Here is a 14,522-nt window from a genome sequence, read left to right as displayed (position 1 = left end):
CATCGTCACCCGGTGGGTGACTCGGGACCGAACCAGCGGGCGAGTGCATCGGTCAGCCCCTCGTCGGTTCCTTGTCCAACCCACGCGACGTGCCCATCCGGGCGAACCAGTACCACCGAGGGGGCGCTCACCTCGCCGAGCACCGGCAGTTCCCAGGTGCCGGCGAACCTGGCGTCGACGAGCCGGACCCGGTCGGCGCACGGGGTGATGTCGATCCGGTCCGGTTCACCCAGGTTGAGCAGGAGCGGCCTGCCCTCGTGGAGCAGTGAGTAGACCCGGCTCGGACCATCGGTCGTGTCGAGGTCGAGGTCCGGCATGCGACGCCCGAGCAGCGGATGTCCCTCGCCGAAGTCATAGGCGATGTCGAGACCATGGATCCGGGCAGCCAGCCGCGTGCGGGGCTCGTCCATCGTCATCAGTTCGTCGACGGTCTCGGTGAGTGCCGCCGTCCGCGGGTCGGAGCGCTGCAGGACCGACTGCGCCATCGAGTACCTGAGCGCCCGAGCCGTGGGCGGGTGCCGCTCGGCGCGGTAGGTGTCCAGGAGAGACTCGGGCGAGACACCCTTGACGACCTGTGCGAGCTTCCAGCCCAGGTTCACCGCATCCTGGATCCCGAGGCCGATCCCCTGCCCGCCGGCGGGATAGTGGATGTGTGCAGCATCCCCGGCGAGCAGCACCCGGCCGGCCCGGTAGTCCGCGGCCTGCCGGGTGGCGTCGGTGAACCGGGAGATCCAGGTCGGGCTGTGCACTCCGAAGTCGGTTCCGTAGACCGCCGTCAGGGCCCGCCCGAGGTCGGCCAGGCTCGGATCGGCTCCGGAGCCGAGTTGCTGCTCCGTCGTCACGACCCGGTAGGTGCGCCCGTCCGCCAGCCGGCTGAGGCCGTGGACGCCCGACTCGTCCTGACGCATGCCGCTCGGCGGCTCCTCGGCAACCTCGACCTCGGCGATCAGGTTGCTGCGGGTCGCACCCGACCCGGGGAAGTCGATTCCGGCGGCCTTGCGGATCACGCTGCGCCCACCGTCGGCGCCGACGAGGTACTTCGCGCGCGCCGGCGGGCCGTCCGCGAACTCGACACTCACGCCGTCGTCACCCTGGACGACGCCGACCGCCTCCCGCCCACGATGGACCGGAACCCCGAGCTCCTCGATCCAGTCCGCCAGGATCGGCTCCATGCGGTTCTGCCACAGGGCGAGCACGTAGGGATGCCGCGTCGGAAAGTGGCTGATGTCCAGCACGGTCGTGCCGAACGTGGCCGCCTGCACGGTCCGTCCGTCCGCCAGGAACCGGTCCACGATCCCGCGCTGGTCGAGGATCTCGATCGTTCGTGAGTGGATCCCGCCCGCCCGCGAGCCCGCCAGCTCGGACGTCGGGCGCTGCTCCACGATCGACACGTCGACCCTTGCCAGGGCGAGTTCACCCGCCAGCATCATGCCGGTCGGCCCGCTCCCCACCACGATCACGTCTGCCATCACAAGCCCCTCGCCGTACCCGCTGATGGGCACGGCCAAGCAGCGTAGAGCTGTGAGGGGGGCTTGCGGCAAGCCCCCGTGCCGGACGTATCCTGAAAGTGCGAGGACGTGCGTTCCCGCCGCTGCCCGTTCTCGGTCTCTCCCTCGATGACCCGCCGCTCACGCGCTTCCGCGGCTAGCCGGATTCGGTGGCGTCGAGGAGTCCGCGCCCCCACGCCCTCATGTAGGCGATCGCCTCGGGGGGACTGTGCACCACGAACGGTGCGCCGATCGCGACGAGGCAGAAGGCTGCCCAGTCCAGCGACTCGGCGGCGATGTGGACCTCGCACGAGGTGTCGTCCAAGGGCTCCACGGTGCCGTAGTGCACGATCTCGGCCCTGATCCGTTCGGCGGGCGCTTGGACCGTCGCGTGTACGCGGTGGCGCGACGGCAGGACGCCGAGCTGAGCGCGCACGAATGCGACGGGATCGTCATCGGGCAGCCGGCGCGGGGCAAACCTGTTCCCGGTCCGGTGGGGCTCCGTGATGCGGTCGACCCGGAACGTCCGCCAGTCCGCACGGTCCAGGTCCCACGCGACGAGGTAGATCCGGTTCTCCACGTTCACGATCCGGTGTGGTTGCGCCGTACGTCGAGAAGGTTCGCCTGCTCGGGAGCTGTAGGCGAACTCGACCGTATCGGCGTCGCGGCAGGCGAGGGCCAGCGTGGTGAGCGCGGTGATGTCGCCGATCGCAGCGCGGTTCCCGGGGCCACCGGCCGGGACCGCGACGGCCCGCAGGCTGTCGATCCGGCCTCGGATGCGGGGCGGGAGGACCTGCACGATCTTGGCCATCGCACTGACGGCAGCTTCGGCCGAGGACGGGTGCGCACCCGTGGCGATCTCCTTCAGCCCGAGCACCGTGGCCGCGGCCTCGTCCTCGCTGAGGACCAGTGGCGGAAGGGATGCCCCGGCGCTGAGCTGGTAGCCGCCGCCGGTCCCCCGGGTCGTGATGATCGGATAGCCGAGCTGCTGCAGGCCGTTGACGTCGCGGCGCAGCGTCCGCTGGCTCACGTTGAGCCGGCGCGCGAGTTCGGTTCCGGGCCAGTGGCGCCGGCTCTGCAGGAGCCCGAGGAGGTCAAGGGCCCGGGTGCTGGTCGACATTCCTCCAGACTAGTTTCACTTGTGGCCAGATACCGACCGGAAGTCACGCGAGACTTGGAGGACCAACCAAGAACTGAAGGAGTCCCATGTCTGCTCCCACGCCGTCGACCGTCCCCGCCGCCCCCGCCGGCTCCGCGACCGTCGACCCGTTCATCTGGTCCGACGACGCCCCCGGCCTGATCGCCTTCCTGGTCGACGTGTTCGGCGCCGCCGAGGTTCCAGAAGCCCGTACCGCCGACACCGACGGGCTGGTCCTGCACTCCGAGCTGCAGATCGGCGACTCCAGCGTCACCATCGCCGACCGCAAGCCTGGCTGGCCGTACACCCCGGCGTTCGTGCGCGTGTACGTCGACGATCCGGCGGCCGTCCTGGAACGCGCCGTCGCCGGTGGAGCCCGGACGGTCACCGAGCCGACGGAGTTCTGGGGCGACGTGCTCGCACGCTTCGCCGACCCCTTCGGCCACCTGTGGTGGGTCTACAAGCACAACCCGAGTGCCATCACCTGGGACGGCGCCGAGAGCGACTGGTCTGAGAGCGACGACGCCGCCGAAGTCGAACAGTCCTGGGAGTCGGCCGCGACGCCTGAGTTGGCCTACATCCACTCCAGCCTGATGGACGCGATGTCCTCGCTCCGGGACCCCCGCACGCGCTGACCACCCGACCAGAAGAGAAAGGACCGATCAGCATGCGGATCCTGGTCACCGGAGCAACCGGACAGGTCGGACGCCACCTCGTCGACGAACTCCACTTGGGCGGACATCACGTTCGGGCCCTCACCCGGGACCCCCACAACGCAGGCTTTCCGGACGGCGTCGAGGTCGTCGGCGGCGATCTCACCAAGGTCGAGACGCTCGGCGACGCGTTCGAGGGTGTCGACGCGATCCACCTCATCACCTTCGGCGGGGACGACTGTGCCGAACTGACCAACGGGGCCGAGCTCATCGGCCTGGCCGAGCGGAACAAGGTCCGCCGCGCGTCCGTGCTCGGGAGCTGGTCCCGGACCAGTGTCGAGACCGCGCTCAAGGGCAGCGTGATCGGATGGACCCTGCTGCACCCGGTCGAGTTCATGGCCAACACGTTCGACTGGGCCGACGAGCTCAGCACCAACGGCACCCTGTCCACGCTCGCCACCTACCCGAGCGCGATGGTCCACGAGGCGGACATCGCCGCCGTCGCCGCCAGCGCCCTGACCGAACTGGGGCACGCGGGCCGAACCTATCCACTGACCGGCCCCGAGGCCCTCACGCCGCAGGAACGGGTCCGCATCCTCGCGGAGAAGACCGGCCTGGACCTCACCTTCGTGCAACTGACCGAGGCGCAGGAGCGTGAACGCCTGCGCGGCTACGGATACGACGACGACTACGTGGAGTTCGGGATCAACCTGGCGACGAACCCACCTGTGACCGCGGGAAGGGTCCTTCCCACCGTCCGGGACGTCACCGGCAAACCTGCACGCACCTTCGCCCAGTGGGCACAGGAGAACGCGGCAACGTTCCTGCCGCGCGACGCCAGGGCTCCCTCAGGGTCGACCGGACGGTGATAGCCGGTGGCCGCTGAGGTCGCACCCGCGGTGATCAGTCCGCGATGCGGAGGAACTGGGCAGCGCTGACCCGGTGGAAGTCGGGGTTGCGGACCTCCAGGCGCACGACGCCGAGAGCGTCGGCGGCGTAGCGGAACGTGCCGAGCGGTCGCCAGGCCGCCGCCTCCTCGGTCTGATCCACGATCACCTCCGTGCTACCGCCCTCATGTTCGACGATGTAGGCGGCCGAGGTGGTGGTCTCCGGGTTCGTCGGGTACCAGACCGATACCCGGTACTCGCCGGGCTCGGGCAACTCCACGGTCCAGGTCACGGTGCTGCCCACCGAGTCCTCGCTGCTGTAGCGCGTCCGGGTACCGTTCCAGCCGGCCAGCCCGCTCGGGTACCACGACCCGGCCTCCAGATAGCCGGGCCACGGCGACTGGGTGTGGGCGATGATCCCTTCGTCGGCGACCCGGACCAGCACCCCACGGCGCAGGGTCTGGTCGAGGCGCGCCTCGAACCGGTTCGTCGATCCCGGCGCAACGGCCGGGCCGGCGGTCACGGTCCAGGTGTGGGTCAGATCGGAGCGCGGCGGCACCTCGATCGCCGCATCCCGCTGATCGATGGTCCATCCTGCGACGCCGTAGAGGGCCAACGTGCCACGCAGCGGCGTGACACCGGTGTTGATCACCACCGTGGTCAGCCGGGCAGTCGCGCCGGGTCCGCTCACGATGGCTGTGTCGGTGGTCAGCGAGACCAGCCGGCGGCTGTCGATCACCTCGATCGCCGCCGGCCGCAGCGCCACGGGATCGCCCCCGGCAACCGAGAGCGACGCCTCGACCCGGGTCTCCCCGGGCGCGGCCGTCGGCGCGATGATGGCCGCCCACTCGACCCGGGTGGATCCCTGCGCAGGAACGGAGACCGCCGGTGCGGCGCCGTCCAGCTGCCAGCCATCGGGCACGGTCACGGTCAGGTCGGCGGTGAACGTCTCCGTGGTCGCGTTGCGTACCTCGAACGTCAGTGGCACCCGGTCACCGGCCGTGCCGGTGGCCTGGGCCAGCACGTCTCCGGCCACCCCGGGGTTGGTGCCACTGATACGCGCGGGCAGCCGCAGGGTGACCTCCTCGGTGGTCACCGCGCCGGCGGCGATCGTGTAGCTGAACGTCTCGGCAAGTGAGTCGACCGCGATCGTCCACTCGTACGGGTAGCTCTTCGGCGCCGCCTGCTGCGCCGGCCGGTCACCGATCCGGTAGGTGAGGGTCGCAGGTTCCTCGGTGTCGATCTGTACGTAGGCGTCATAGCCCCCGCCGTCCGGCCGCACCAGGAGCACGCCGCGGGCGATGCCGTAGTCGGTGCCCGGATCGGCGTCGACCTCGTGGAAGCTGTCCGGGCCGTGATCGGCGACGTCGGCGACCGGCAGGGCCGGGCGCTCCACCGTCACACCCCGCACGACCAGTGCGACCAGCCCGTGCCCCGGCACTCGGACCCTGAGCCGGCCACCGGTGGCTACCTCGGACGAACGAGTGCCGTCGGCGGCCACGACGTCGACCGTCGGCGCTGCGCCGTCGCTCAAGCCGGTCAGCTCACCGGTCAGGTCGACCACCACGAACTGCGCGTCGGCCGAGGAGTTGGTGAGGCTGACGTACAGGGCATCGTTCCCCACCCCGGTCAGCCAGTTGATCAGGGGGTTGTCCAGGGAGATCAGGCCGGCCGGGAAGTAGGGCCACACGCCGTCCTCGCCGAAGAAGGTGCCGGGGGCGTGGCCGTACGCGAAGTACTTGAAGTAGGCGAAGTCCGCCTCGTAGACGTGCGGGAAGTCGATCATGCCCGAACTGCGATAGAAGCTCTCGTTGATCAGGTAGTCCATCGCCAGGCCGAGCTGGGCGGGTGCGTGGTGGAAGTAGTACCCGGTGATCGCGACCGGCCCGCTCGTGGCGAAGTCCGGCTTCAGCTGAGCCACCTGGAACTGGCGGCTGTAGTAGCCGGGGTAGGTGGTGAACCTGCCGATCACCATGTTGTGAGCGACATCGGCCAGCAGTGGGTCCTCGGCGTGGTGCGCCAGTCGCAGCAGCGCTCCCGCCCAGCAGGGGTTGAAGACGAAGCCGCCGCCGGGATTCGTCATCGAGCTGACGCCGAGCTTGAACGACGAGAGCGCCTCGAAGGTGAGGCCGGTCGTGGAGACGTACCAGGCGGGCACGGTCTCGGGCACGACCTCGGTGGTCGGATAGGACGGCAGCGAGGTCCTGGTCTCCCAGTCGTACTGCTGCATGATCACGTCGCCCTCGGGCACCGTGATCGTCTCGTCCGGTACCGGCCGGACCTCGGTCTGGGTGATGAAGCGCTGCGCCTCCCGGTAGGCACCCTCCAGGAACTCGGCCTCGCCGGTCAGTTCGAACAGGACCAGCAGGTCCACCCAATACTTGGAGAAGCTGTACGCGAACCCACCCGGCGGCTGTCCGTTGCCGCGGTACGGCGTGAGGATCTCCTCCTGCACGTAGCGCCTGGCGACCAGGGTCGCTTCCGTCAGGTAGGCCGGGTCTCCGGTGATCTGATAGGTGGCCAGCGCGTTCGCGAACGGGGCCCGGCTCTGGCCGACCACGCCCGCCTTGGTGGCTTGCACCGCCAGCCGCGCAATGCCCGCGTTGCGGCCGTGGGTGAGCTGATACAACGCCGTCAGGTTCACCGCGTCCGTGGGGATCCGACCGATCCGGTACTGCGTCCTGTCGTTGTAGACCGACCCGCCGATCACGGGTGAGTGCCCGATCCCCTTGCGTGAGAGCTGGTACTCGATCGCGGGCCGGGCCCGGCGATCGTAGAGGGTGCTGTCCGCGGTCCCGGTGAGGTAGTGCGCGGAGAGCAGCACGCCGCTGGCCGCGGTCCGGACCGCATCCTCGTTCTCCACGTCGACGAAGCCCTTGGCCCGGTTCCACCAGCCCGAGTAGGAGGGGATGTAGTCGACCGAGTCATCCCCGTCGGGCTCGATGGCGATCAGTTCCGTCATGGCGTGGACGGCATCGGTCAACGACCGGTCATAGACGTTCTCCCGGTAGGCCGTCAGTCCGTACTCGTCCCGGCAGAGTTGGGCGTACGTCTCGTACAGGGTGCCCACGCTCGCCACCAGCCCGAAGGCGAAGCCCCGCTGCTCGCCTGCAGCCATCGCCGTCCGCAGACCCGGTTGTGGCGAGTACATGCACGGCACGACGTCGAGGCTGTCGTTGCGCAGACTCATCCCGTACGGCTGCCGGTCGGACATCAGCTCGCGCTCGTGCGCGAACTCGGCCACCTCGGTGGGCAGGTAGACGCCCGAGGTGACCGCGACGCCGTCGACGGGGTACTGGGTCAGCGCCATCGGCGCGAACAACTCCCAGGCGCCGAGCGGGGCCGAATCGTCGACCACGGTGAGGGCGTGCTGGTAGGACCCGCAGAGCACCTCGTCGAGGTCGTCGAGCGTCTTGGCGTCCTGGCTCTGGTAGCCGACGATGTAGTCACCGGCGCGCTTCGCCGTCAGTACGTAGTGGGCCTCGGGAAGGTCGCCCTCGAGCCGCCAGCGGACCACGAGCTCCACGTCGTCGGTGCTGGTGCGCAGTTCGATGGCCCGACTCCCGAGCAGTTGGAAGGACGTGAAACCCAACCACGTCGGCTGCAACGGCCCGTAGAGCTCCGGCGCGCTTCCGGAGGGCAGCGTGCCGGCCAACACGACCCACTGCTCGTCGAAGCGATGCTCGGGATCGGTCAACGACAACCACCCGCCGCGTCTCTTGATCTCGAGATCGCGCACGATGGTCTCGCCGCCGTCCCAGGTCGCCCGGAAGAACGTCATCCGGTGATCGCGGCCAACCAGTCGCGCGACCCGGGTCACGCTCAGGTTCGGCTTGTCGAGCCGACGCAGGGCGTCGGCGTGGGAGCCGTTCGCAGGGCTGGGCGGCTCGGCCGCAGCCACCCCGGGAAGGGCACCGATCACCGGTGGCAGCACCCCGGCGATCAGCAGCAGGCGGAGCGCGGAACGTCGGCTCCATTGCCCGGAGTCGTCTTTGGCCTCTGGGTTCGATGCTGAATCCATGATGCAGATCATCTAGTCAATACATGTTGGTGTCAATGATCATGTTGGGTGGACGTGCCACAATCATCCGACCCGCCACCTCAGTTGTCCGCTGGATCGCGGCGCTTCCGCGCGAGCGCCCGCTCACGTAGTACCCGACGCTTCGACCTCGGACCCGCTGATGTAAGAGGTCGACGAGCCTGGTCCTATCTCAACGCGTCAGACCGCCCGTGCCGCGGATTCGAAGGTCCCCAGGATCACCGGCCAGTCGTTGAACTTCCCACGCCGCTCGCCGTTGCGCGCATCCCAGCCTCCGTGTTCCAACCGAACCCTGGTGCCGCCGTCGACGGGCCGGAAGTGCACGTCCAGCCGGGTCGGCGTCGCGGGATCCTGAGCGAGCGTGAACGTCATCGCCCAGTGCGTGGGTCGGTGCCGGTGCAGCACGCGCCCGATCGGCAGCCGGCCCTGGCGGTTCTCGAACGCCACCTCATCCGAGACCGTGACCGGCGCGCCGATCTCCCGGCCGTACTCGACCCACCACGTGAACGACGTGAACAGATCGAAGGCGGCCCCGGGCTCGAGCGGAATGGTGACCTCCGTGACGATCGGCGGGAGTTCCCGGTCGGCACGGGCCCGATCCCCGTCGGCCTGCAGGAAGGTGAGCCGGTTGCCGGACGGGTCGTGGACCGTGACGGTCCGCCCCCAGGGCACCTCCTCGAGGCCCGGCGCTGCGAACGAGTAGTCCTTCGTGGCGAGCGCGGCGTGGACCGCGGCGGCATCCGCGACCTCGATGAGCACCGCGGTCCCCGGGGTGCCATCACCGTGGTGTTCCGAGAGGTGCAGCCGGGCGCCGTCCGGGGACGTCACCTGTACGTACAACGGCAGGTGAGCCTCGAACCGGTGGCCCCAGTCCACGGTCCAGCCGAGGTAGCCCACGTAGAAGTCCTGCGCCTTGTCCCAGTCGAACATGCGCAGGATGGGGACGACGGCGGAGGTCGCGGTCGCGCGGTTGCCGCCGGTTCCGCTCGGGTCGCCCGAGCGGGAGCCGGCTCTGCCGGCAGGTCCGGCGGTGCCGATCAGGGTGTTCCAGTCCGCGAGCCCGTGTGACTTCGCGAGCAGCTCGAGCGATGCCGAATGGCCGACGTCGATCCCCGCGGCAGCCAGGGCGGTGCGCAGGCGCTTGGCCTGCACCTTGGCCTCATCGGTGGTGGGCACGGTGTTCATGACGATTCCTCACGGCGGAGCCGATCACTCGGTGCCTGCGTTGCCGACGTCCTCCGCGCGGGTTCTCGTCGGGTGCGTTGACGGTGGCCGTGCGTGATCGGCATTCACCAACTCGCACCGGTCGGTGCGAGGCAGGCGGCCGGCTGCCGGAGCCGTGGGTCAATGATGCCCCCGGCGTGGCCTGACGGCAACGAGTGCGCGCAAACCCCCGGTCCGATCGCCCGGGACCGGGGGTTTGCGCGCACTCGACTCAGCCGGCGGCCGTCAGCCGATTCAGAAGTTGATCATGTGCCCGGTCAACCCGTGGAAGCCCTCCTGCAACGCCTCGCTCAGCGTCGGGTGCGTGTGCACGTTCCGGGCCAGCTCGTTCGCGGTGAGGTCCCACTTCTGCGCGAGCGTCAGCTCGGGCAGCAGCTCGGAGACGTCCGGGCCGATGAGGTGCCCGCCGAGCAGCTCGTTGTACTTCGCGTCGGCGACGAGCTTCACGAACCCGGTCGGCTCGCCCAGTCCGTGCGCCTTGCCGTTGGCGGTGAACGGGAACTTCACGACCTTGACGTCGTAGCCCTCGTCGCGGGCCTGGGCCTCGGTGAGACCGAAGCTGGCCACCTGCGGCTGGCAGAACGTGGCGCGCGGCATCATCCGGTAGTCGCCCAGCTCCAGGGTCTCGGCGCCGGCGATGGTCTCGGCGGCGACCACGCCCTGCGCCTCCGCGACGTGCGCGAGCTGCAGCTTCGCGGTGACGTCACCGATCGCGTAGATGCCGGGCACGTTGGTGCGCATCCGCTCGTCGATCGCGATGGCGCCACGCTCGGTGAGCTGCACGCCGGCCCGCTCCAGGCCGTAGCCCTCCACGCGCGGAGCGAACCCGATCGACATGAGGACCTTGTCCGCGACGAGCTCGCCGGCGTTGCCCTTCGCGTCGGTGTAGGCCACCTTCACCGAGGAGCCGTCGTCGGTGACGGTCTCGACCTTGGTGGAGGTGAGGATGTTCACGCCGAGTTTCTTGTAGTTCTTCGCGATCTCCTTGGAGACCTCGACGTCCTCGTTCGGCAGGGCCCGGTCGAGGAACTCGACGATGGTCACGTCCACGCCGTAGTTCTTCAGCACGTAGGCGAACTCCATGCCGATGGCGCCCGCGCCGACGATCACGATCGAGGAGGGCAGGTCACGGGTGAGGATCTGCTCCTCGTAGGTGACGACGTTCTTGCTCAGCTCGACGCCGGGCAGCAGCCGCACGGTGGAGCCGGTGGCGATGATGACGTTGTCGAACGTGATCTGCTCGGTGCCACCGGCGCTGAGCTCGACGTTCAGGGTCTTGCCGTCCGCGAAGGAGCCGAGCCCGTCATACTCGGTGATCTTGTTCTTCTTCATCAGGAAGTGGACGCCCTTGACGCGGCCGTCGGCGACGTCGCGGCTGCGGTCGAACGCCGCACCGAAATCGAAGCTCACCTCACCGGTGATCCCGAACGTGGAAGCCTGATGGTTGAAGATGTGGGCCAGTTCCGCGTTCCGCAGCAGCGCCTTGGACGGGATGCAGCCGACGTTCAGGCAGACACCGCCCCAGTACTGCTTCTCCACGATCGCCACGCTCTGCCCGAGCTGCGCCGCGCGAATGGCAGCCACATATCCGCCGGGTCCGGCGCCGAGAACAACAACGTCATAGTGTCCAGTCACCCTCCCAACCCTAGCCGGACACGGCGCGGATGGAGTGAGCCGTTGGTCACACCCAGGACCCCTGTTGTGGGCTAAAGTTCGGACACCCGAACTTTTCACCTGGAGGTGCTGGTGGCGACCGCGACCACTGACAAGCAGGCCAATGCCCGACGGCGGCACCTGCTTCCGCTGCTCGGCCCGGCCTTCGTAGCCGCGGTCGCCTACGTCGACCCGGGGAACGTGGCCGCGAACCTCACCGCCGGCGCCCGGTACGGGTACCTGCTGCTCTGGGTGCTGGTCGCGGCGAACCTGATGGCCGTTCTGGTCCAGTACCAGTCCGCGAAGCTCGGGCTGGTCACCGGCGCCACGATGCCCGAGCTCCTCGGCCGCCGGCTGCGCCGCAAGCCGCGCCTCGCGTACTGGGCGCAGGCCGAACTCGTCGCCGCGGCCACGGACCTGGCCGAGGTGATCGGTGGGGCGATCGCACTGAACCTGCTGTTCGGGCTGCCGCTGCCACTGGGTGGGCTCATCGTCGGTGTGATCTCGATGCTGATGCTCCTCGTCGCGGACCGGCACGGCCAGCGCCGCTTCGAGTCGGTCATCGTCGCGCTGCTCGCCGTGATCACCGTCGGGTTCGTCGCCGGCCTGTTCGTCAACCCGCCCGACGGCGGCGAGATGGTCAGCGGCCTGGTGCCCCGCTTCGCCGGCGCGGACAGCGTGTTGCTGGCGACGTCGATGCTGGGGGCCACCGTGATGCCACACGCGATCTACGTGCATTCGGCGCTGGCCCGGGACCGGCATGGCAAGGCCGACGGGAGGCTCCCGACGCTGCTCCGGGCGACCCGATGGGACGTCGTCGCCGCGCTCGGGGTGGCCGGGTGCGTGAACATCGCGATGCTGCTCCTGGCCGCGTCCAGCCTGCAGGGGGTACCCGGTACGGACACCATCGAGGGCGCCCACGCCGCCGTCACCGACGCACTCGGCCCGGCGATCGGCATGGTGTTCGCGATCGGGCTGCTCGCGTCCGGGCTCGCGTCCACGTCGGTCGGCAGCTACGCGGGCGCCACCATCATGGCCGGCCTGCTGCACCGCCGGATCCCGGTCCTGGCCCGGCGCGCCGTGACACTGGTGCCTGCCCTGATCCTGCTCGCCGCCGGCGTCGACCCGACCTGGGCGCTGGTGGTCTCCCAGGTGGTGCTGAGCTTCGGTATCCCGTTCGCGCTGGTCCCGCTGCTACGGCTGACCTCGGACCGCACCCTGATGGGTGAATCGGCGAACGGCCCGGTCATCCGCTGGCTGCTGACCGGAATCGTTGTCGCCGTAGTGGCCCTCAACCTGGGTCTGATCGTGCTCACGCTGGCCGGCGGCTGACTCGGCGGGCCGGGAGCGGGGTCAGCAGCCTCCCGCAGGATGGTCGACGGATCAGGATCCGTGCCCTCGGACGCGGGCTCGGGGTAACGTTCAAGGCATCCGGTCGCTCGGTGACCCCGATTCCCCGCGGAGGTAGGACATGACCACGTTGGTACGCGTCGATTGGACCGACCCCGACCTGCAGCGGCTCGTGACTGCGCAGGAGGCCGAGGTGATCGAGCGCTACGGCGACGAGATGGCCGCACAGCCGCTCGAACCGGGAACGGTCGCCGTCGGGCTGCTGGTCCGGGACGACGCCGGCGTGGCCGTGGGCTGCGGCGTCCTACGCGATCCGGCGCCCGCATTCCAGGCGGGCACCGCGGAACTGAACCGGATGTACGTGGTGCCCGAGCAGCGCCGCAAGGGCCTGGCCAAGGTGATCCTTCGCGAGCTCGAGGCGATCGCCGTCCAGCGCAAGGTCACCCAGCTCGTCCTGGAGACCGGCGTCCTGCTCGAGGAGGCGATCGGGCTCTACTCCTCCGAGGGCTACCGGATCATCGATAACTACGAGCCGTACGAGGACTCCGAGGACTCGCGCTGCTTCGCGAAGGCGCTGTAGTTCGCTGGTTGACGTCCGCGAGCTCGACCGCTCCGATCAGTAGGGGCTGCGCAGCGCCAGCCGGTTCGTGGTGATCAGTAGCCACGCCAGGCACAGGATGCGCCCGGCGGTGGCCACGACGCCCCACGGCACCACCGGGAGCGAGAGCAGCCCCATCACCGCCACCACGGCGGCGACCACACCGAAGACCCGTTCGGGCGGGGCGTAGGCCCGCGACCGGGACAACGCCAGCACGTACAGGCCGAGCGTCGCGACGTGCACCGGGCCGCCGACCACGGTGAGCGTCGAGTGCAGGAGGTGCACCGCACGCTCGCTGCCCATCGCGCCGGAGAACGCCAGGGCGAGCCCGGCGCCGGCCGCGATCGCCAGGGCCGCCACGGCGGCGAGGTGGGCCAGCCCGAGCCGACGTTCGGATGGCACTGCGCGCGGGACGACGAGACCGAACACCAGCAAGGCGCCGGCTGCGATCAGGTACAGGCCACCGATGGCCAGGAGTAGCTCGTCGTGGGCGCGCAGGAACTCCAGGGCGTCGTCCGAGCGGGGCCGCGGCATCGTCCGGCCCGTCAGCCAGTTCGCGAGGCCCGCCTCCACCACGCAGGCGAGGGACAGCACCACCGCGCACACGAACGCGGTCACCGCCGCTCCGCGTTGCCGCGGGCGGAAGGCTTGCTCCTGCTGCCTCATGACCCGCGCGTCCTCGCTCTCGACTTTCGGGGGCCGGCCTCGGCGCCGACCCTCACAGCACCGGAGTCTGCGGCGCCCGATCCCACCGTAGAGGGCGGCCGGGCCCCGCGGCGAGCGCCCACGGGCACCGATCAGCGGGGCAGGATCGCCTCTGCCGCGGCGAGGTAGGCGTCCGGGTCGAAGTCCTCCAGCAGTGCACGCTGCATGATGAACGACTGCCCTAGGCCCATCACGACGGGTAGGAGCAGGTGCGCGGCGGCGTCGGGGCCGTCGGGCGCCAGGTCGGGGCGGGTCGCGAACCAGTTCCGCAGCGCGTCCCCGAGCACCCCGCGCACGGAACCCACGACCCTCTGCACCACCGCGTGGAGCGCAGGGTCGACCGTCGACTCGGACCAGAGCTGGACCAGCACGCGACCGTCGGAGAGGTCGCGGGCCATGCCGCCCGTCAGGAGGACGAGGATCTCGTACGGGGAGGGCGGCACGCCCTCGTGGGATGCGGCGGCGATCTCGTCGTCCCGACGGGACAGCACGTGCTGGGCGACGGCGCCGAACAGCTCGCCCTTGTCGGCATAGTGCCCGTAGATGGCCCCCGCGGAGAGCCCGGACTCGCTGACGACGTCCGCGATCGAGGTGCGCTGGTATCCCTTGGCCGCGAACGCGCGCAGTGCCGCCGCGCGGATCTGGTCCCGGCGCGCCTCACGGCGCGCCTGCGTGATGCGCGGCATCGGGCCTCATTCCTGGTTGCTGCTGTCGTCTGCTCGGGTGCTGCCGGCGTCCGGTTGACAAGTCTAGATGCGAGGTTCACGCTGTCCATACAAAACGAACCT

General features: G+C 69.7%; 11 protein-coding genes. 4 read left to right on the top strand and 7 right to left on the bottom strand.

Annotated elements, in window-relative coordinates; all coding sequences use genetic code 11:
- Positions 1-5: 5 nt before the first annotated feature.
- A complete protein-coding gene (locus HALOF300_RS01850; RefSeq protein ID WP_231954957.1) occupies positions 6-1,502 on the bottom strand; it encodes an FAD-dependent monooxygenase in 1,497 nt (498 codons plus the stop codon).
- Positions 1,503-1,644: 142 nt separating this feature from the next.
- A complete protein-coding gene (locus HALOF300_RS01845) occupies positions 1,645-2,607 on the bottom strand; it encodes a helix-turn-helix transcriptional regulator (protein ID WP_156738945.1) in 963 nt (320 codons plus the stop codon).
- Between the two features lie 86 nt (positions 2,608-2,693).
- Here HALOF300_RS01845 and HALOF300_RS01840 point away from each other — a divergent pair, with 86 nt between their 5' ends.
- On the top strand, positions 2,694-3,260 hold the full coding sequence (locus tag HALOF300_RS01840) for a VOC family protein (protein ID WP_156738944.1): 567 nt from the start codon (positions 2,694-2,696) through the stop codon (positions 3,258-3,260).
- A gap of 32 nt (positions 3,261-3,292) precedes the next feature.
- Entirely contained in the window at positions 3,293-4,147 is an 855-nt protein-coding gene (locus HALOF300_RS01835; protein WP_156738943.1) for an SDR family oxidoreductase, read from the top strand.
- 34 nt (positions 4,148-4,181) lie between these two features.
- Here HALOF300_RS01835 and HALOF300_RS01830 read toward each other — a convergent pair whose 3' ends face one another.
- The 3 genes from HALOF300_RS01830 to lpdA all read right to left on the bottom strand — a co-directional run bounded on the left by HALOF300_RS01830 (position 4,182) and on the right by lpdA (position 11,063).
- A complete protein-coding gene (locus HALOF300_RS01830) occupies positions 4,182-8,186 on the bottom strand; it encodes a golvesin C-terminal-like domain-containing protein (RefSeq protein ID WP_156738942.1) in 4,005 nt (1,334 codons plus the stop codon).
- A 198-nt stretch (positions 8,187-8,384) separates the two neighbouring features.
- A complete protein-coding gene (locus tag HALOF300_RS26840; RefSeq protein WP_197522227.1) occupies positions 8,385-9,389 on the bottom strand; it encodes a glyoxalase superfamily protein in 1,005 nt (334 codons plus the stop codon).
- A gap of 273 nt (positions 9,390-9,662) precedes the next feature.
- On the bottom strand, positions 9,663-11,063 hold the full coding sequence (gene lpdA / locus HALOF300_RS01820; protein WP_156738941.1) for a dihydrolipoyl dehydrogenase: 1,401 nt from the start codon (positions 11,061-11,063) through the stop codon (positions 9,663-9,665).
- 111 nt (positions 11,064-11,174) lie between these two features.
- On the opposite strand from lpdA, the gene HALOF300_RS01815 reads away from it, so the two are divergent.
- Positions 11,175-12,413 carry an Nramp family divalent metal transporter gene (locus HALOF300_RS01815; protein WP_197522226.1) on the top strand — a complete coding sequence of 413 codons (1,239 nt, stop codon included), beginning with the start codon at positions 11,175-11,177 and terminating at the stop codon, positions 12,411-12,413.
- A 139-nt stretch (positions 12,414-12,552) separates the two neighbouring features.
- Entirely contained in the window at positions 12,553-13,011 is a 459-nt protein-coding gene (locus tag HALOF300_RS01810) for a GNAT family N-acetyltransferase (RefSeq protein ID WP_156738940.1), read from the top strand.
- A gap of 36 nt (positions 13,012-13,047) precedes the next feature.
- Here the strand turns inward: HALOF300_RS01810 and HALOF300_RS01805 are convergent, their stop codons facing one another.
- Positions 13,048-13,695 carry a hypothetical protein gene (locus HALOF300_RS01805; protein WP_156738939.1) on the bottom strand — a complete coding sequence of 216 codons (648 nt, stop codon included), beginning with the start codon at positions 13,693-13,695 and terminating at the stop codon, positions 13,048-13,050.
- A 131-nt stretch (positions 13,696-13,826) separates the two neighbouring features.
- Entirely contained in the window at positions 13,827-14,420 is a 594-nt protein-coding gene (locus HALOF300_RS01800; RefSeq protein WP_156738938.1) for a TetR/AcrR family transcriptional regulator, read from the bottom strand.
- Positions 14,421-14,522 lie beyond the last annotated feature (102 nt).

Origin of the sequence: Occultella aeris (assembly GCF_902703175.1) — a bacterium.
Classification (GTDB): domain Bacteria; phylum Actinomycetota; class Actinomycetes; order Actinomycetales; family Beutenbergiaceae; genus Occultella; species Occultella aeris.
The sequence above is the reverse complement of the archived record's forward strand: the minus strand, read 5'-3'. Positions and strand labels throughout refer to the sequence as shown.